Source organism: Pseudomonas sp. MSSRFD41 (genome assembly GCF_014230245.1).
Lineage (GTDB): Bacteria > Pseudomonadota > Gammaproteobacteria > Pseudomonadales > Pseudomonadaceae > Aquipseudomonas > Aquipseudomonas piscis.
On record NZ_JACKZK010000042.1, the window covers coordinates 1 to 17,091 of the forward strand.

19 protein-coding genes are annotated in these 17,091 nt (G+C 58.1%); 1 reads left to right on the top strand and 18 read right to left on the bottom strand.

Going from position 1 to position 17,091, the window contains the following annotated elements; all coding sequences use genetic code 11:
* Positions 1-225: 225 nt before the first annotated feature.
* The 11 genes from H7A76_RS31265 to H7A76_RS32925 form a co-directional block, all read right to left on the bottom strand.
* On the bottom strand, positions 226-501 hold the full coding sequence (locus H7A76_RS31265; RefSeq protein ID WP_185702095.1) for a hypothetical protein: 276 nt from the start codon (positions 499-501) through the stop codon (positions 226-228).
* A 34-nt stretch (positions 502-535) separates the two neighbouring features.
* On the bottom strand, positions 536-898 hold the full coding sequence (locus tag H7A76_RS31270) for a hypothetical protein (protein ID WP_185702096.1): 363 nt from the start codon (positions 896-898) through the stop codon (positions 536-538).
* On the bottom strand, positions 895-1,338 hold the full coding sequence (locus H7A76_RS31275; RefSeq protein ID WP_185702097.1) for a structural protein P5: 444 nt from the start codon (positions 1,336-1,338) through the stop codon (positions 895-897). The genes H7A76_RS31270 and H7A76_RS31275 overlap by 4 nt, the downstream gene beginning before the upstream one ends.
* 119 nt (positions 1,339-1,457) lie before the next feature.
* A complete protein-coding gene (locus H7A76_RS31280) occupies positions 1,458-2,207 on the bottom strand; it encodes a hypothetical protein (RefSeq protein WP_185702098.1) in 750 nt (249 codons plus the stop codon).
* Between the two features lie 382 nt (positions 2,208-2,589).
* Positions 2,590-2,769, bottom strand: a complete 180-nt coding sequence (locus H7A76_RS31285) for a hypothetical protein (protein ID WP_185702099.1) — start codon at positions 2,767-2,769, stop codon at positions 2,590-2,592.
* The gene (locus H7A76_RS31290; RefSeq protein ID WP_185702100.1) at positions 2,735-3,121 is read right to left on the bottom strand and encodes a hypothetical protein; all 387 of its coding nucleotides are present in this window, start codon (positions 3,119-3,121) and stop codon (positions 2,735-2,737) included. Before H7A76_RS31290 ends, H7A76_RS31285 begins: the two co-directional genes overlap by 35 nt.
* Complete coding sequence (locus H7A76_RS31295; RefSeq protein ID WP_185702101.1) at positions 3,121-4,209, bottom strand: pyocin knob domain-containing protein; 1,089 nt, start codon at positions 4,207-4,209, stop codon at positions 3,121-3,123. Before H7A76_RS31295 ends, H7A76_RS31290 begins: the two co-directional genes overlap by 1 nt.
* A 13-nt stretch (positions 4,210-4,222) precedes the next feature.
* Positions 4,223-7,894, bottom strand: coding sequence for a phage tail protein (locus H7A76_RS31300; RefSeq protein ID WP_185702102.1), 3,672 nt, complete (start codon positions 7,892-7,894; stop codon positions 4,223-4,225).
* A gap of 55 nt (positions 7,895-7,949) precedes the next feature.
* Entirely contained in the window at positions 7,950-8,561 is a 612-nt protein-coding gene (locus H7A76_RS31305) for a tail assembly protein (protein ID WP_185702103.1), read from the bottom strand.
* A gap of 39 nt (positions 8,562-8,600) precedes the next feature.
* The gene (locus H7A76_RS31310) at positions 8,601-9,023 is read right to left on the bottom strand and encodes a hypothetical protein (protein WP_185702104.1); all 423 of its coding nucleotides are present in this window, start codon (positions 9,021-9,023) and stop codon (positions 8,601-8,603) included.
* Between the two features lie 610 nt (positions 9,024-9,633).
* Complete coding sequence (locus H7A76_RS32925) at positions 9,634-9,915, bottom strand: DUF4236 domain-containing protein (protein WP_185702105.1); 282 nt, start codon at positions 9,913-9,915, stop codon at positions 9,634-9,636.
* Positions 9,916-10,113: 198 nt separating this feature from the next.
* Here H7A76_RS32925 and H7A76_RS31320 point away from each other — a divergent pair, with 198 nt between their 5' ends.
* Positions 10,114-10,383 (top strand): hypothetical protein, encoded by a 270-nt coding sequence (locus tag H7A76_RS31320; protein WP_185702106.1) that lies wholly within the window; start codon positions 10,114-10,116, stop codon positions 10,381-10,383.
* A 161-nt stretch (positions 10,384-10,544) separates the two neighbouring features.
* On the opposite strand, the gene H7A76_RS31325 is transcribed toward H7A76_RS31320, so the two are convergent.
* The 7 genes from H7A76_RS31325 to H7A76_RS31355 all read right to left on the bottom strand — a co-directional run bounded on the left by H7A76_RS31325 (position 10,545) and on the right by H7A76_RS31355 (position 17,047).
* Positions 10,545-11,309: a C40 family peptidase gene (locus H7A76_RS31325; RefSeq protein ID WP_185702107.1), complete on the bottom strand. Its 765-nt coding sequence runs from the start codon at positions 11,307-11,309 to the stop codon at positions 10,545-10,547.
* Between the two features lie 2 nt (positions 11,310-11,311).
* Positions 11,312-12,061: a phage minor tail protein L gene (locus H7A76_RS31330; protein WP_185702108.1), complete on the bottom strand. Its 750-nt coding sequence runs from the start codon at positions 12,059-12,061 to the stop codon at positions 11,312-11,314.
* Positions 12,062-12,070: 9 nt separating this feature from the next.
* Complete coding sequence (locus H7A76_RS31335) at positions 12,071-12,409, bottom strand: phage tail protein (protein WP_053138299.1); 339 nt, start codon at positions 12,407-12,409, stop codon at positions 12,071-12,073.
* Positions 12,409-15,696: a phage tail tape measure protein gene (locus H7A76_RS31340; RefSeq protein WP_185702109.1), complete on the bottom strand. Its 3,288-nt coding sequence runs from the start codon at positions 15,694-15,696 to the stop codon at positions 12,409-12,411. The genes H7A76_RS31335 and H7A76_RS31340 overlap by 1 nt, the downstream gene beginning before the upstream one ends.
* Positions 15,693-15,944 (bottom strand): DUF1799 domain-containing protein, encoded by a 252-nt coding sequence (locus H7A76_RS31345; RefSeq protein ID WP_185702110.1) that lies wholly within the window; start codon positions 15,942-15,944, stop codon positions 15,693-15,695. The genes H7A76_RS31340 and H7A76_RS31345 overlap by 4 nt, the downstream gene beginning before the upstream one ends.
* A 65-nt stretch (positions 15,945-16,009) precedes the next feature.
* Entirely contained in the window at positions 16,010-16,390 is a 381-nt protein-coding gene (locus H7A76_RS31350) for a phage tail assembly chaperone (protein WP_185702111.1), read from the bottom strand.
* 3 nt (positions 16,391-16,393) lie between these two features.
* Entirely contained in the window at positions 16,394-17,047 is a 654-nt protein-coding gene (locus H7A76_RS31355) for a phage tail protein (RefSeq protein WP_185702112.1), read from the bottom strand.
* Positions 17,048-17,091 lie beyond the last annotated feature (44 nt).

Here is a 17,091-nt window from a genome sequence, read left to right on the forward strand (position 1 = left end):
CTCCCGATCGACGACGTGACTGTGCATTGCACAGCATATTGAACATTCGCATCCCGCGTGGCGCTCACCTGGTACACGCCAAACAAATCGATTTAACCCTTTATTTTCAGCAGGTTACGTGACAAAAAGATGATAAAAATACTGCCTTTATCGATCAATTGAAACTCAATAGGCATTGGTGCAAACCAACCCATTTTGGGGAAGTTTTGCCCTATATTGCCGCCTTCATTGACAGGCCAATACCGCTGCCTCCAATAGCCGCTCGTAGCCGATCCGCTGCAAGCGCTCTGCAAGCAAGGCTCTCACCTTCACCTCCAGGCTGTCGGTCTTCTTGAGGCTGCCCGCGGCCCAGGCCGGCACGGGCACCACCGGCGCCCGGCATGACACCTGCACCGGGACTTCGACGCGAACAGTACGCACCTCGGGATCCCGATGGCCTGCGCAGGCGGTCAGCAGTAGGCATGCCAGCAGCACCTGCACTTTCCAGCTACTCCTGCACATTTTCGCTACTCCTGCGGGCCCACCCTACAACTGGTCATAGCCCGAGCTCCTGATCGATGATTGATGCCGAGGCAGCGCACTGATCGCCGCCGGTGCGTTCCTGCTGCAGCCGGTTGGCCGCTGCGTAGTCAGCCTGGGCGCCGGCCTTCGCCTGCTCCACCGCCTGCTCCACCCTGGCCTGGCGAGCATTCGCGGCCAGGGTCAGCTCACCCAGAGCCCTGCCCTGTTCCTGGGCCAGGCCGGCAAGGTTGTCCCTGGCCAGTTTGCAAGTGGCGGCCTGATCCTGCTCGGCGTCGAGCAGCGGTCGGAAATGGGCGGTGGTCGCCCAGCTGCCGACGGCCATGCCGAGCAGGATCAGCAGGCCGGCGCCGAGCAGGCGTAGCGCCCAGCCGCTCACTTCAAGGCCCTGCGCAGGCCTTCCTCGAACACAGCCTCCGGGTACGGGTTGCCGCCGTTTTCGTGGATGATGATGCCGAGCACCATACCGCGCAGCGTGGCCAGGTCCTTGATGTTGATCGGTTCGGTGGGGCGCACGCCCAGGCGCTTGGCCACAGCCGAGGCGTAGGCCTGGGTGTCGTTCTCGTTGCTCGGCGCCCAGCGGTTGATGGTTTCGAGCACGGTGTCGATGCCCTTGCAGCCGACGCCCGGCATGCCGTCCTTGCCCCGGTAGTTGATCAGCAGCTTGCCCAGGGCGCGGATGCCGTTCTCGGCAGTGTCGAAGATTGCGAAGCGGCCATTTGGCTCCTTACCTAGCTGTCCCTCCCATTGGTTGCGAGGGTTGTAGTCGATGTTTCCCGGGTTGCGATTGCGCACGCCCCGGGGCTGGGATTGGGTCATGGGTTTTCTCCAGGCAAAAAAATACCCGCTCGCTGGCGGGTGTGGTGGAAGCTGCGATTTAGCAGGTCGGTCAAAAATCCAGTAGATACTTTCTGGCGATATAGAAAGCCTAATTAATTTCAAGAAACTTCAAATGGAATTTTATCCAAATTTGTGAGATCGCAGACTAGTAACTTCACCGCCTTCGGTCTATTCGAACCCTCAGGAGGTATGCTTGGCCACTCGTTCGGGACATTCCTTATACGAAATAGCATGTAATTAAAGATGATCTTGTTAGCAACATCTACATCAGCATACGCTGACGTGCCTGCTAAATTGGTCCATCCGCCGCCCGCGCCCCCTTGGTTCACATACCATTGAGACTCTGAAACTGCCAACCCTATCTTCTTTGCGTTTGGGTATGTGTTTGTATAAGACCCTTCATTATAATAGTGCTCTCGATACTCTAATACTTTCAAGTATGGCGCATCACTATCGTATATTAATTTTCCCTGCTCATTCCAAAGACAAAACAACCCTTTTGCCGGCTCAAGATTAATAGACGGGTCATCAGATGGAATAAAAACGTAATAATTAAGCTCTTGATTTCTAGTAAAAACATCTGATGAATAAATTTTTGACCGTTGAGTTGCACCATCATTTTTCTGGAAAAGAGAGAGTATCCCCGTGCCCCTGACAACGGGCTCATACACAATAATCGGTCGAGAGCCACTAGAAGGTATTGGTGCGCGCACGTCCCACATTTGGGTTGACGTAGCTCCACCGGGCTCGCTATAGGCCCTTCCCTTCTTCCACAGAACGTAGTTCGAAAAACCGTCAGATATCTGTAGGCTGTTCCCGTCGTTTATGCTTTCGAAGTATGTAGCCATCAGTAGCACCCGTAATGGATTATTGGAGGCCCCCATAGAGGGTGCGACTGCTGACTCCAAGAAAAAGTAGTCTTATTTGTAATCGACGTTATTGTCGGGTTAACTTGGTGAGGCCCGCCGTCTTGATCCTTTATTACAATGAACCAAGGTTTGTTGCTAGCCCACTCGGGAACTTCGACGCTTCCCGACCAAGCAGCCGGAGTAGTTCCTAAATATCTCGGCAACCCTGTGCTTGTATCAACATTTACTGTTCCGTCTTCATAAAAAATCTGAAGACCAGCTTTGTCGGCCATTGCTATTCCCTTAATAAAGAGCTCAATGTTAAACATAAGTCAGCCAGAATAACTTGAGCACGCCCCGAACACTTGTGGCGAGGCCAGTCTCAATGCGAAGGTATCAGGCTGCGTGCCTCGGCACGCTTCTCTGCGATATCGGCTGGGATGTCCTTGCCGGTCTCAAGTTTTCGCACCACCAGCCAGTCGGTCTGGCGCAGGTACTCTCGGGCCTCGTTGGTTTTCTGGTCCTGCTCAGTGAAGGTTTTCTTGCTCTGCGAGAAGTCCATGGTCGGCCTCGACGGTTGGAGTTACGGGGGGCTGTGCGGGGTGGTTGGTGGGGATATCCACCGGGCCGGCGGCGGTGACGGTCACAGGCTCAGGGAAGCGGATGGCGTCGGTGGCCGTGGCTTCGTCGTAGGGCATGAGCAGGGTGATCGACAGGACGCCGTCGGTGGACATAACTGCTTTGTCGGCGAACAGAGGCGAGTCGATGGCCTCGAGCTCCAGCTCATAACCTCGCTCAAGCGGAGAAAAGTCGAACGCCTCGCCGTTGATGGTGATGGCATAGCCCTCAATGGAGACTGACTCGAGGCGCGGGAACATGTCCGTACACACGGGGGAAAATTTGATAATGACCATTATCGCCACCTACCTACGGCAAGATATCTTGCTTGATACTGAGCGTTAGCCGCATGACTGAAGCCAACTACTCGGCATTGGTTCGGGTTGTTCCCTTCCCCTACCGATCCCCAACAATATGCGTATGCAGAGTAAGAGACTGAGGGAATGACAACCCCAATCGTCACGAACGGAACCGGAAAGGTAAATATTTCAGCGGCGCCGAGAAAGACACCCGTTGAAACTTGATTTGATGTTGTCTGGATGGTTGAGCTCTCCTTCCAGCAAATCATGGTCCCGTCCGAGAACTTGACTGCGGTCCCGTTGCTGTTCGTTATTGACTCTTCGTTAACCTGCATCCATGGCTGGATTCCACCGTTGATGCAGCCCCTATAAAACATCTTGTTGCCAGTCGTGGAAAGAATAAGTTGCGTCCAGTTGCTCGAGGACTTCTCGTAGAACGTTGTCTTTATTGTTCCGTATACGCCTGGGTTGGGGCCGTTTAGGGTTCCTGGGTGCACCAGCAAATCACCGCTGGCCGCAACGTTATTTGCGTCGTTGCACGCCAGGAGCGATGTTGCTCCGAGGCCGTAATCTCCCGCCTTTACGATCTCCATCCAGGGGCTGAAGATCCCGCCAGCACCCGAAAAGGTTCGAAACCACTTTTTCTCCCCGAAGGGGTGGCCACGAGTTGTCGTAAAGACCTGGCTGCCGCTATCAGGAGTAATAACGCTGACTTCAAGAGTTCCATATGCGTCGGATCTAGGGGCGTTCGTTGCGCCGGGATCGCAACGATAACAACCCTGAATCCTGGCTTCGTTACAGTCGGTGATCCTAGGAGCGGCGTTCGCGCCCAGCCCAACGGTCTGCATGACTGCTTTTACTGCCGGCGAAAAGTCGCTGATCGTGCTGGCCGGTTGTGCGCCAGTATGGTTCGCGCGAGCCAGCAGCTCAGCATCAGGCCGGTTCTTTGTTGCCCCCGGCTGTGACCCTGCCGTCTTGTCGTAAAGCTCCCCGGTCATGTCGTTGACTTTCGTCATCGCGGAACGGAACGTGTCGCCGCCCTGCCCAGTGGGAATAACCCCGAGCTCAATATTTTTACGCGCCATGCGTACCTCTCTTCTATGACCAGATGCCTAGACGGACCCTAAGCCTGTTGTTCGTGTCGAAGACCTGAACGACCTGGTTTGTCATCGTCAGTCTGCCGCCACCCGCTACATTCCCGTTGAATTCCAGATTTCCGCCCTTCCACAGTTTCCAACCGCGCTTGCCCGGGTCGTAGTCGTCCGACTGCAAGTTGTCTCCGATTTTGAGCATCGTGATCGAAGCGTCTTTGATGAATGCCGACTTCATGAAAACCTGGCCGCCCTCAACCGCAAACGGAACGCTCCCGCCCTGCTCAATCGCGAACAGATCAGCACCAATAACGAGCTTGGATTGCAGATTTCCTGCAGCATCGTTCTCAATGCCCAAGCCGATTCCAGCCCATTTGTATTCTCCATTTCCTGGGTTGTACTGAAGACGCACAGACCAGGAACCATTGACCTTGCCATTGACGTCGGTGGCCAGCTGGAAGCCCTGGTCGGCCTTCAGCGTTGTATTGCCCAGGTTCACCTCGAGGGTGTCCGTTTTCTTAGCCAGGGCATCGGTCGCCGTCACGCGGGCAAGCGTTTCCTGTTTGATCGCCGCCGAATTGTCACCGACCTTGGCATCCACCTGCGTGATGCGCTCGACCAAGGCGGCATCCGCCGTGACCATTGCCTGGGTCAGGTCCGTGACCTTGGCGTTGGTCTTGCCAAGATCCGCCTCGACAATGTCCGTACGCTTGGCCTGGACGTAATCGCCTTCAGCAATGGCAGACCAGACCGACCACACGCCGGCGTAGCCGGTGTCCTGGCCCACCAGCTCGCCGCTATCACCAGCCATTGGCGGATTGAGCTGCACATAGACGCCGTCCACCTTCTCCGACACAGCCTTGACCTTGCCGTCGATTACCGTGATCTGCTGTGTCAGGTTGTGCACCTCGCCAGCCAGCGCGTTGGCCTCCTCCAGGATCGTCCCGACGTCCTTCCAGTAGGTCGCGTTTGGCGGCTGAGTACCAGCGGGAACCGGCCCGAGGGCCTGGTACAGGTTCTGTCCCTGCCGCACGATCTCGCCCTTCGCGTAGGTCTTCTCCGGATCCCAGACAAGTGCGTCGGTGTACTGCTTGATCAGGTCCTTGATCGCATCGAGGCGCTCGTTGATCGAGCCGGGGCCGTCGCCGCTGATCTTGTCGATCTCGTCCTTGAGGTGCTGGCCCAGGCTTGACTCGTCGATCTTGCCTTTTATGTAGTCCAGGATGAGGTTCGCGTCGGAACTGGCTTGCCCCTGGACCCCGCCGCCGGCTGGATAGAAAGGACCAACGTTGCCCGTGCGATCCACCAGGCGAGCCCAGAAGAAGAACGTTGCGCCGGCGGCCAGGCCTTGCATCAAGAAGTCCGACTGCGGGTAGGCCAGGTCCGAGAGCTTGGCGGCCTGCTCCAGGCTGTTGCCGGCGCCATACCAGATCTCGGTTCGCTGGGTGTCCTCGGCGCCGACCGGGAATCCCCACTTCAACTTGATGCCGAACAATTCGCTGGAGGCGTTCAGGTACGCCACCGCCGGCGGAACACCGTCCTTGCCCTTGAGTTGGGTTAGTTCTGAGCTCTTCCAGATCGAGGAGATCTCAAACGCACTCACCGCCCGTACCCGGGCCAGGTATGCGCCAGCGTAAATACCAGTGACATCTACGCTGGTCGAGCCGGTGCGCTGCACCTTGATCCAGTTCCCGCTGTCCTTGCGCCACTCCACGTCGTAACCGACAGCGCCGGATACCGCGGGCCAGGCAATCGTCATCGTGCTGACAGCCAAGCCTTGGTCGATGGCGTAATCGGAAGTCAGCGCCACGCTCGCCGGCGCCGGAACAGTAGTCACCGGAATGATGCTGATCGGCCGTTCTTCCAGGCGAGCCCCGGTGTCGATCGATGCGTATTTGCTGGGCTCATACTGCAGGGCGCTAATTTCGTAGTCGCCTTCCGGCGTTCGTGCAGTTCGAAGCACGCGATACAGCGGAATGGCCAAATCATCAGCATCGAGGGCCCACTGCAGGTCCTTGGCGGGAGGTTCGCTATAGGCTGTGGTCACCGTGACCTGACGCCCCTTGACGCTCTGCACCGTGCGTCCCTCAGCCCTGCCGGCGGGCAGGTTGATGATCAACCGATCGCCGGCCTTCGCCTGGGTGTCCCGGTCCAGCGTCACCACGCGACCAGCCGCTGCCGCGATTCGTCCGCCCACCTCCCGGCCCGCCAGCAGCGAATCGGCAACCGGGATGATGAAGCCAGGCAATGGAATCTGCCCTTCCATCCCGGTTTTGAAAGTAACTGTCCGATCCTGGTTGTTGCTCAGGATTGCCCACTTGGCGCGGCGCTGAGCTTCACTGGCCCGGGTGCAGCCGATTGCGCTGATCTCGGTAGGCTTGTCGCCAAACCGGCGTTGCAGCGGAAGATCAGCATAGGGAATGACGTCGGTGTCGTAGTTGTTGGCTGGGTTGTCGTAGCTCACCAGGCAGCGGGTGTAACGGGTCTTGGCCGATGCGCTGCCGTAGGAAAACTTGCCATCCACCACGTTCGCGCGGGTGAACACATAGTCGATGTCTTGGGCCCGAGGCATATCGGCCTGCATGACGAGCTGGCCCTGGGCCCAGCAAGTCATACCGCGATAAATGCCGGCGATATCCCGCAACAGTGACCAGGCATCGGCCTTGCCTTGCAGGTTCATGTCGCAGAGGAAACGCGGCTCCTGGCCGCCAAGGCCGTTGGAAACCAGCTGATCGCAGTATTGCGCGATCCGGTAGAGCTCCCACTTGTCGACCATCCAGTTCTTGATGCGCTTGCCCAGGCCGAAGCGGTTTTCGGTGCAAATGCCGAAGGTGATCCAGGCAGGGTTGTTGGTCCAGGCCTGCTTCATCGTTCCATCCCAGATCCCCGAGTAGGTCCTAGCCACCGGATCGTAGTTGCTGGGCACCTGCCACTTGCGGGCTTTGCACTTCACGGTGACAGCAGGAATGTTGGTGAACTGCTCGGCATCGAACTCGATGTAGAGCAGTGCGGTATTCGGATACCGGATCTTGGCGTCGATCACCTGGGTGTAACCGGCGATCAACATGGTGTCGGCCACCTTGTTGGTGTTCTGGTTCGGGGTAATACGACGTACCCGGATCTGCCAGCCCGACGTCGCAGGTGGCAGGTCAATTCGACGAGAGCGCTCGTAGCGAGAGGTGCTCTTGCCGTCGACGGCCTCGGCCAGGACCTGCTGATAAGCTCCGCCGTCGGTGGCTACATCGATCGCGTATTCGGTTCGGTAGCCCTTAACGTTGCCCTCGTTGTCCTGTGCCTGTAGCGCCGGCCAGGCCATCCGCACCCGTACCGCCGAAAGCTGGATGTTGCTGATGGACTGAACCCACGGCGCACCGCTGCGCAGTTCGATGTTCAGCGAGGTTTCATTCTCGACCGAGGGAATGCCTGGGATGTAGTCCTGGTCCACAGAACCCGGCCGCCAATCCCACTTCACGTTGGTGAAGTTGTAGGAGCCGCTGGCATCCTGAATTGGAGTGTTGTCCAGGTAGATATCGCGGGCCGTTGGCGTGCCTTCGAACTCGCCCTCACCTACTGCAATTAGGATCTTGGCCAGGTTGGTCGAACGCAGGCTATCAGCAGCCTCGTATGGCATTTTCGGCTTTTTCTGACCACCCTTTGCGCCGTGGATCTCGACGTCCATCTTTCCTCCAGGCATAAAAAAACCGCCTCAAGGCGGCTGTTTGACGTTGTGGTGTTTAAGCTTTGTCTTCCGCGTATATCGATGCAGAAATGATCGCCCCGCCCCACCGGCGCTCACCGATGCAGATAGGGACCGGGTTGCCACTCGCGGTGGTGTTCTTGGCACTGCCGAAGGCGTAGGAAGGCATGTTCTCGGGGGAGGCGCTTTGCTTGAGGCCGCCCTGCTGGGGGCTGAGCATTTGGATAACGCCGCCGGCGACCAAGCCGATACCTGCGCCAATCAGCGGCGCACCAAAAGGAGTAGCGGAGAAAACAGCCCCTACAACGATTAAGACCGCGCCAACAACTGTTTGAAGAATTCCGCTCCGTTTACTACCCACCACTACTGGAGCTATGCGGATATCGCCGGATCCGGAGTAACACAGCTCCTTTTCGCCGATGTTGTGCTTGTCGCGAAAAATCGCAAACTCTAGCCCTCGCGCTTGAGCGCTCGATAGAAATCGTTCGAAGCCAGGAATCTGGACGCACAGGGCCTTGATGGCCTCGGCTGGGGACCTCACTGCAAGCCTGAAGGTTTTGCCGAATTGCCTCAGTTGCCCATACAGACGGATAGTGGTCATAGGCTGGTAGTCAGTCACTGATGTCTTCACTGCTTTTTCTCCGCGCATAAAAAAGCCGCCTGATGGCGGCTTCGAGTGTTCCTATTTTCAGTTGTAGTCGACATAAGGACCGATGTAGAAACCGCCTATGTCGCCACTGATCCTGTACAAAGTTTCTTTCCCTGGCGCCACAGTGGCTGCGATGGTGCGGATCGCTGCACCAGAACACAGACCCGACCCTACCAATCCGGCCCCGAGGTTCGGCGAGCCCGGCGAAAGGTAAAATGTAGCTCGCTGCCCGGTACCTATTTTCGCGGCTTTACGACCGTCTATATAGATCACAATGTCACAGCCCGATCCGACAGCACCTGAATCGCGCACAACCGTGATTTGCCCGCTATCACCAGATGGCGGCGACTGGAACGCATATACCTCATCTGCTGGTACAGGCTGGGCATCGCGCACTGAAATAGCCGTGGAAGCACACCCCGCCAACACTGCAAAAGCCACGGCCGCTATCAGAATTCGCATGTCGGTCCCTCTATATGGTTTGAGGGCAATCTACCATTGCAGAACACGCGCATCAAAACGCCACATTGACAGCCTCCAGATTGACAATCTGGACCAGCTGCAGCTAAACCCGTCCATGGTTAATGCACCTCACCGAGCCCCGTCAGCAGACACACTTAGCATTCCCGGTTCATTGGTGGAAACCTCTACCAGGACCCTCCTCTTTTCAGAGTCGCAAGTGATCAGGACGTCCATGCCGTTGCTGTGAACGCGCACAGCCTTTTGGCCAGGCGCATCCGAGACCTTTTCTATGCGAGACGGACGAGAGTTCAGCTGGGCGATGATCTGAGCTTGTGCTTGCTCGCACCGACTGAAATCCATTGGTACCACGCTTGAATGGGTGTCGGCAGACACCGCGAACGGGCAGAAAAGAAAAAACGCGGCAACCGCAAAACATCCTTTACCCATGACCAGCTCCTCCATGCACATGATCAGTTATCTTGGCGGTGTACCCGCCAGCACCTACATATGCCTGGACCTGCCGCTTATCCTTTCGTTCAAGCTATTTGATGCTGCTGCGAAAAGGCTGACTCCAGATGCAAAAAGCCCAGCGCGAGGCTGGGCTTCAACATCAACTGAAGATCCACCATAAAAAAGCTGCGATCAGCAACCATGTAACCACATGCGCCCATAACGGCGTAGGCGCAGCCTGCGCCCCAGCCCTCTTTCCTGATCCATAGAGCTTTGACGATGAGATCCCAGTTCCGGGAATACTTGTCGTGACGCGCGTCCCTCGCTTGCTGAGGTTGGCTGTTAATCCTTTTCCGCCGATAGAGGTGCTGACCCCACTCTTGCTGAGGTTCAGTCGCACGCCAGGGGCGACCTTAAAGCTCTTCCGAAAACGCAGCGCCATGATCTGAATCCTTGAAATTGGCAAAGAGCCATCATCTCTTAAGCAATCTAAAGCCACCACCCTGTCCACCCATCCACCCTGGACGGAAAGCCAGTACGTGAGCTGGGCTTGGGCGTAGTAGCGTTGCGCCTCCCAACGAACTGCCCTGGTCCGTTGCCGGAAAGCCCATGGACTGGGGAGATGAAAAAGGAGAGGCACGTGTTAGAAGAACTCAACATTACCCCGCAGCAGGCATTGCAGCAAACCGCTCAGACACTTATCGCTCTTTCAAAAGTCCTTGCGAAAATCGCCCCAGGAATTACCCAGATCCAGCTTGAGCTTGCGGTTGAGGCATGCCTTGCTGAAGGCTGTGGGAGTGAATTGCCTGAGGCTATTCTCGAAAAGGTATTCAAAGGCGCAGCACCTGCAACAGTTCTTAAACCTGAAGAGTTCGACAACAAGCTGCAGGACACCAGTCAGAAATCTTGATCTTGATTCTGTCCCGAACCGCTTCTTCAATCGCGTCTGTCGAGATGAATATTTTTCCTTCTTCATCTATCAGCCAACGCTGACTCTGCGCCGGGCCTACATCGGAGCCCGGTGCTTTAACTTTAACATCTTCCATCATCCTCTCCTGCGGCCTGGCCGCGTTATGTTGGTTGTTTTGCATCTATGTGCCTTAGAATCAGGCGTGTCCGGTCATGCCAAGGGCCGCCGAAGACGATGATCTCGCTCGGACGCCCATACAGGTGGTGCAACAGGAAAGGACCTGAGCCAAAGGCGCCGGAATCTTCCCCGGGCAGTGCCGGATCGGAACCCAGGTAGATCCCTGCATGGTTGGGGTGTGCAGTTCGACCCACGGCCATGACGATCATGTCCCCACTTTGCGGCTGGTCGACCCGGTAGAAGCCGGCAGCCTCATAGGCCTGCTCGTACAGGCTTGGACCGGCGGCCTGCTCCCACCAGCCGTCCTCGCGGGCGTAGGGTGGGAAGTCCAGGCCCCACTCACGCTTGTACCAGTCGGCGCAGACTTGCCAGCAATCCCAGGCGCCGTGCACGAATGGCCGCCCCAGCAGCGGCGTTTCACCTGTTGGCATCACGGCCCGCAGGTCGCCCTCCGGCCAGGACAGGATGTACCACGGCAGCCCGGTGGCCTCACACATGGCCCAGTCGCGCGGCGAAGGCCTGCTGGTGGCGTCCGGGTGCGAATGCACGATGCCGATCACCTCGCCCTGCTCCTCGGCTTCGGCGTACTGCTCCGGTGCGATGCGGAACTCCTCCGTAGGCTCGGTTGCGACGTTGGTGCAAGGGAAATAGAGCTGCTTTCGGCCCACAGCAAGGATCAGCCCGCAGCACTCCCGCGGGTACTCAGCCGCAGCGTGCTTCTGCACGGCAGCAAAGATGTGTTTGAGCATGGTCAGCTCCTCGCAATCAAGGAGACAGCGGGATACCCCCCGAATGGCAAGGCATTCCCTTCGCCAAACCTGCATTTACAGCCGGTCGAAAGCAGCCCATTGCACTGGTCTTTTTCGGGATCATCGGTGGGTTTGCCGTCCATGTCGAAGTAGCCTCCGGTCCACCCACAGTTCGGCCCCCGGTACCCGGCGGTCAAAGCCCAGTGGCAGAGCGTGGTCATCTGGCGGCCAATTGACTCCGAACCCACATCACCAGGACTGGCAAGCTCCCAGGTCACCGACTCCCCGTCCTCGTTCGTCTTCTGGTCGATGTACCAGACCTCTATGGCTTCCTGGGTAGGGTCAGCCTGAGGGTTCCCGCCTTCGAAATTGGCAGCGTCCAGGAACTGGCCCAAGGTGTTGCGCATGGTCAGCTTGAACTCCAGCAGATCGTCGAAGGCCAAGCACAAGGCCGTGATACGACCGTTGACGTTGCCGACGGAGAGCTTCGGCCGAACAGCAGTACCATCGCCGTTTGCCTCAATGCCCTCGATCTGCATGGGCCAGGCACCGTACTCGTTGCCCTGCCACCAGATCGACTTCGCGGGCAGCTCATCCGCTTCAGCGCCGGCGGCGATCAGTTCCGCAGGCGTGTGCGGTATGGCATGCCCGTGGAAGCGAAGGATATCGGCGCCATAGTCCGTACCGTCGAGCTCGAACAGCAATACCTCGCTGCCAGGCTCGAGAGTCTGGATATCACGAATCAGCGACATAGGATTCCCTTAGGGGTGAAAGGCCCGCTCGAAAGTGGCCGTGAGTTTGAACACGCCTCCGCCCACAGGAACCGGCGTGGGATTCTTGCAGGTGAACAGGCCCAGCTGGCCCAGGGGTGTAGTCCACAGAAAGGCTTTCGCGCCGGCGTGCCGGTCGAAGAAGGCCATGATGTCGGCTACCTTCGACTTCGAGCCGGTATAGGTGATCGGATAGGAGTCTTGCTTATTGTTGGGACCGTCCCCCACCACCTGCTTGTACCCGCCCCCAAACTGGGTTGATCGAGTTCGATATTCGATGGTGGGGGAATCCCCGTTCTGCGTTGGCCATGTGAAGGTCTCTATCGCCATCACGCCCTCCCATTGGTGAGTCGCCAGATGGATCCGCCAGGCTGTAGCGCCCGATTAATGGCTGTCTCCGCTTCGGTCTTGGCTGCCTGCTGAATGCTCTTCCCAATCTGTGCGGCGTCCTGTGGTGCCGTGGCCGCCCCTCCATCACTGGAGGTCTGGACTGAGACTGATACAGGGAAGTTGTAGGTATTGCCGCCGCCCTGGGCGCCAGCAGCACCAGTAAGCGCACCAGAAGTTAGCGGAGTGACACTACCGCCGTTGGCACCTGTCATCAGGAACGACCGACCGCCCTCGCTGTAGAGTTCGGGCCCCAGTTCGTTCACCTCGTATAGGGAATTTGGAGACACGGGACCACCAGCGGCCCGGTACCCGGAGAAGTCGACACCGGTATATCCAGCCTGGGTGGAGCCCGCTGACGACGCCCCGCCACCGAAGTACGAACCAGCAGCCGATGCAGCCATGCCGAACAACGAGCTGAGCGCAGAAGAAGCCGCCTGCCGTGCTGCGATCCGAGCCATGTCGGCCAGAACCGACTTTGTGAAGTCCGCAAACGAAAACTTGCCAGTGGTAGCGAACTGCACGATCGCGTCTTCCATGGAGCCGAAGGCGTTGGTGAATAGGCTCTTGGTTTGGCCGGCAACATCCCGCGCTGACTCCAGGTAGTTCTGCCAAGCCGATGAGGCTCCATTCGTCCAGTCGCCCTGGGCGACCGTCATCTCGCCGTAGTTACTGACAACGGTGTCGTGCAGCTTCTGCTGGCTGGCTTCCAGCGCCTGTAGCTTCTGCGTGTACTCATCAAGGCTCATGCCTCGGGAGCCATCGCCGTACTGGTTGGCCAGGTCCAGCTTCTGCTGGTTGATGCGGTCGTCGATCGCGTTCTGTTGGTTGGTCAGATCCCGCTGGCGATCACCCTGGCCAAGGCCGGCTGCAGCTCGCAGGCCCTGCTCGCGCAAGGTGTCGACTTGCTGCTGCAAGGCGCTGGTGTAGGTCTTGACCGCCAGCTCCTGCTTCTTCAGTCGGCCTTCTTCATTCTTGGCCAGCACGCTCAGCTCGGTGTCAGCATCTTGCTGAGCCTTGACCATGGCGGCGCGGGCATCGGCGATCTTCTGGTCTAGCTGGATACGCTGGGCGGCAGAGGTGCTGGCCTTACCCTTGGCGGCCTCAAGTGCCGCAATCTCTGCCTCATAGGCTGCCGTAACCTCGTCCCGCTCGTTGCCGATCATGGCCTCGCGCTTGAGGAGGTAGTCAGCTTGGGATACCAGGCCAGCTTTCTGTGCCGCGTCCAGCTCCTTCTGGGCGTTTTTGTACTCGGAAAGGATGCCGGTAAGGGTGTTTTTCGAGTTATTGAAGGCCGTCAGGTCGACGGCACCCACAGCAGATTTGGGGTCCTTTTTCTGCTCATCAATCGCCTTGCGCAACTGGTCGTACGCACCGCCCGAAAACTTCTTGCCGTCGAACTGGACCCCATCCAGCAGCGCCGCTTTCTGGCCAGTCTTCTCCGCATTCTGGTAGAGCGTGGTGAACTGGTCGTCGAGCTTTTTGTAAGCCTCCTGCCGCTTAGCCAGCGGATTTAGGTTCTCCATCTGCCGATCCAGATCCTTCTGGACCGCGATAAGCTCCTTGTTTGCCCTGGTAGCCTCACCGGTTGCGTTTGCGTTGCTCTCGCTGGCCGCCTGCCGCGCCTTCAGTGCAGCAAGCTTTGCTTCCAGCGCAGGCGTGGAGTCGTCGTTCTCTCCATCAGCCAAACCAAGGAAAGAATTGAGCGAACTGAGGCCATTCGACAAGGCTCCCGCGACACCGCCACCCTTTCGGGTATCCAGCACCCGCTGTGTGATTTCGATTTGCTTGGCCAGGTCCGGGAAGATCTCAGACCTAATCTCTGCGTAAGCGCCCTTGATGGCGACCTTTACCCGATCCCAATCACGCTCGATATCCGACAGCGAATCGCGGTAGTCCTTCAGCCGTTCCTGTGCAGACTGATTCAGGTTCCCACTGAGGGTATCCAGAGCACGCTGATGGTCACCCTGTTCATCGATGGACTTGATGACCTGGTACTGCTCATAGGTCAGCAGACCATATTGATCGCTGATCTTCGAAGCTGCTTCCGTCGCGGTATCACCAGCGTTGGCCAGTGACTTAGCGATATCCCCTGCCCCTTTACCAGTCACCTCACCTATAGCGGCGGCGGCCTGGGCTAGGTTCTGCATCTGGACGCCGCTGGTAGCTGCACCAGAAGCCAGTGCGATAACAGCTTCACGCGCACCACTCAGGTTACCGGTGAGAGCTCCGGCCGACTCACTCATTGCCTTGAGGCTGGCGATGCTTTGCCCTGCATCGTTTGAACCGCCATTGATGACGCTGTTGAATTCTCGTGCCTGCTTCACGGCGTCGAAGTAGGCATAGGCAAGACTACCGATGACCCCGGCGAGCAGGCCTGCCGGCATCAGGGCCGCAGCCAAACTCTTAGCCGAGGCACCAGCTTCGGCGCCGAGCTGGGCAACGGCACGAACGCCGCTCCCCCAATCCCCCGACTGCAAGGCATTGCTCAACTGCATGACGTTTTCTTGAGCCTGGCGGGTGCCGAGCTTCAATTTGTCGAATGCAGTTTCTGTTGCAGTCAGACCGGCTCGGTCCTTGCCGATCTTGGCCAGGGCCTCGTTGTAGCGCTCAGCGCTGATCGCTCCGCGCTGAAACGCCTCATTCGCCGCCCTTTCCTGCGCCTCCAGCTTAGCCAGCTTCGCGTTCACCGGGTCAATGCTGTTGACTGTGCGCTTGAGTGCTTCGACCTGCCGGTTTTCGGCATCGATCAGGCGCTGCTTCTGCGCAACCTCCTTGGCTTCGGCTTTCTCGATCTTGTCGAAGGATTTGCCGAGACGCTCCTGATAGGCCTCTTGCTGCTCAATGGTGACCAGACCACCCTTGCGGGCACGCTCAAGCAGTCCCTCTGCCTGGACCAGCTTCTCCATGCTGTCGATGTTGCCCGTCATCGCCCTATCGAGCTGGCTGATGATGGCGATTTCGCTGGCAGCGCTTGTCCCAGCCTTACGGCTGGCGTCGACCTGGCGTTCCTTCGCGCTGGTGGCCTTGTCGATGCCCTGGGCAGCCTCCGCCTCCGCTTGGCTGATTTTCTTACCGGTGCTGGCCAGGCCCTCCCCGGCCTTGCCAAGATCATCGACGGCCTTCTCTGCCCCTTCGGCCGCGTCGACCAGTTTATCCAGGTCATCGGCAGCCTTGACCGCCTGAGACGACTCAACCGCAATGCCAAGCGAAGCGAAGGTAGTGCTCATTTGTTGTCTCTCTGTTCAGCCATGACGGCCAGGGCTTCAGCCTCCATCTGCCGGATGTCACTGAAAATGCTTTGCCGGGAGTTGGCCGGCACGCCACACATTCGGATGACACTCGGCAGCACGCCGTAGTCCAGGCCTGTCGCGCCACACGCCCCCACCCGCCACTGAGTGCTCATCGCTTCGAAGACAAGAAAGGCTGGCCAAACGTCCGGCCAGACCTCAACGTCCTGGCCGGTCAGATCACCCACCAGGAAGCCGAAGGTCTTGAGCTCTTCAGCAGATGGCCCTTGCTGATAGAGGGCGCGTGCGGCGCTTAGGAGTTTCCCAGGCGGGCTTGATTGAAGGCCTCGGAGTACGTCGCCAACACAGCGCTGGGTACCGAGACAATCGAGGAGACCAGAACACGGACGTTCTGGTCGTTGAACTCTTCCTTGAAATCCCAGCCAGCCACCACAGCCTTGACCTGGTCGACCTGCAAATCGATCTGGGCAGCGGTGAAAGCCATCAGGTCCATGTCATCAGCCTTCGCGACCAACGCCTTGTGGCGCTCACCCCACTCGGCGTAGAGCTCGGCCAGGCCAGCCCTGTCCAAGTACTTGAATACGAACCCGACCTTCACCGGCTGGCCGCCCAGTTGCGGGATCATTACGTCGGACTTGAAGGTCGGATTCTGGATCAGTGAGAACTTGGCCATGGGTTATACCGAGGTCAGGTAGCGGGTCGGCTCGGACTGCAGCGCCAAGCTGACAGTGCGGGTCAGCAGGTTGTTACGGGAAACCGCCGGCTGCTTAGAGAACGAGGTGTAAGCCCCGTACAACAGGGTGTCATTGCCTGGAAGATCGAGGCGTGCAGCATGTACCTGCTTGCCGGCATCGGCCGACATCAGCACAGCATTGAACGGCTGGGCCGGGTCATCAGCGATAGTCAGGACCATGCTGGCAGCCGACTTGTCAGTAGGGATCTGCTTGCCCTGGTCGTTCTCGAGGAACACCACGTCGAGGTAGTTCTGCTCCCCGCCGGAGAAAGCCAGATCGGTTACTTGTGGAATCAGCACCCAGGTCAGCACCTTCTTCATAGTGCCCGAACCAGTGCCTGCTGGGTAAATCTGGGTATCAGTGGTGTCAATGCCTTCCAGCGTAATCGCGGTTGCCGTAGCAGCTTTCACGCGAACGACTTTGCTGTCCAGCTTGCTCCAACCGGAGGTGAGCAGCACGATGTCTCCAGCGTCCAGATCGGCGCCTACAACGGTGGCCACAGCCTCACTTGCATTGGAGATCGCAGTAAATGCCAGCGGAGCCTCGTAGGTGGCAGCGTGTTTAAAAGTGCCGCCGTTAGGAATTTTGTATCCCATTGGGTTTTCCTCTCTTCAGAAATAACAAAACCCGCTCAATGGCG

Coding starts and splice junctions, on each gene's coding strand:
- H7A76_RS31265 (WP_185702095.1), bottom strand. CDS start 501: ATGTGCAGGAGTAGCTGGAAAGTGCAGGTGCTGCTGGCATGCCTACTG.
- H7A76_RS31275 (WP_185702097.1), bottom strand. CDS start 1,338: ATGACCCAATCCCAGCCCCGGGGCGTGCGCAATCGCAACCCGGGAAAC.
- H7A76_RS31280 (WP_185702098.1), bottom strand. CDS start 2,207: ATGGCTACATACTTCGAAAGCATAAACGACGGGAACAGCCTACAGATA.
- H7A76_RS31285 (WP_185702099.1), bottom strand. CDS start 2,769: ATGGACTTCTCGCAGAGCAAGAAAACCTTCACTGAGCAGGACCAGAAA.
- H7A76_RS31290 (WP_185702100.1), bottom strand. CDS start 3,121: ATGGTCATTATCAAATTTTCCCCCGTGTGTACGGACATGTTCCCGCGC.
- H7A76_RS31295 (WP_185702101.1), bottom strand. CDS start 4,209: ATGGCGCGTAAAAATATTGAGCTCGGGGTTATTCCCACTGGGCAGGGC.
- H7A76_RS31300 (WP_185702102.1), bottom strand. CDS start 7,894: ATGGACGTCGAGATCCACGGCGCAAAGGGTGGTCAGAAAAAGCCGAAA.
- H7A76_RS31305 (WP_185702103.1), bottom strand. CDS start 8,561: ATGCGCGGAGAAAAAGCAGTGAAGACATCAGTGACTGACTACCAGCCT.
- H7A76_RS31310 (WP_185702104.1), bottom strand. CDS start 9,023: ATGCGAATTCTGATAGCGGCCGTGGCTTTTGCAGTGTTGGCGGGGTGT.
- H7A76_RS32925 (WP_185702105.1), bottom strand. CDS start 9,915: ATGGCGCTGCGTTTTCGGAAGAGCTTTAAGGTCGCCCCTGGCGTGCGA.
- H7A76_RS31325 (WP_185702107.1), bottom strand. CDS start 11,309: ATGCTCAAACACATCTTTGCTGCCGTGCAGAAGCACGCTGCGGCTGAG.
- H7A76_RS31330 (WP_185702108.1), bottom strand. CDS start 12,061: ATGTCGCTGATTCGTGATATCCAGACTCTCGAGCCTGGCAGCGAGGTA.
- H7A76_RS31335 (WP_053138299.1), bottom strand. CDS start 12,409: ATGGCGATAGAGACCTTCACATGGCCAACGCAGAACGGGGATTCCCCC.
- H7A76_RS31340 (WP_185702109.1), bottom strand. CDS start 15,696: ATGAGCACTACCTTCGCTTCGCTTGGCATTGCGGTTGAGTCGTCTCAG.
- H7A76_RS31350 (WP_185702111.1), bottom strand. CDS start 16,390: ATGGCCAAGTTCTCACTGATCCAGAATCCGACCTTCAAGTCCGACGTA.
- H7A76_RS31355 (WP_185702112.1), bottom strand. CDS start 17,047: ATGGGATACAAAATTCCTAACGGCGGCACTTTTAAACACGCTGCCACC.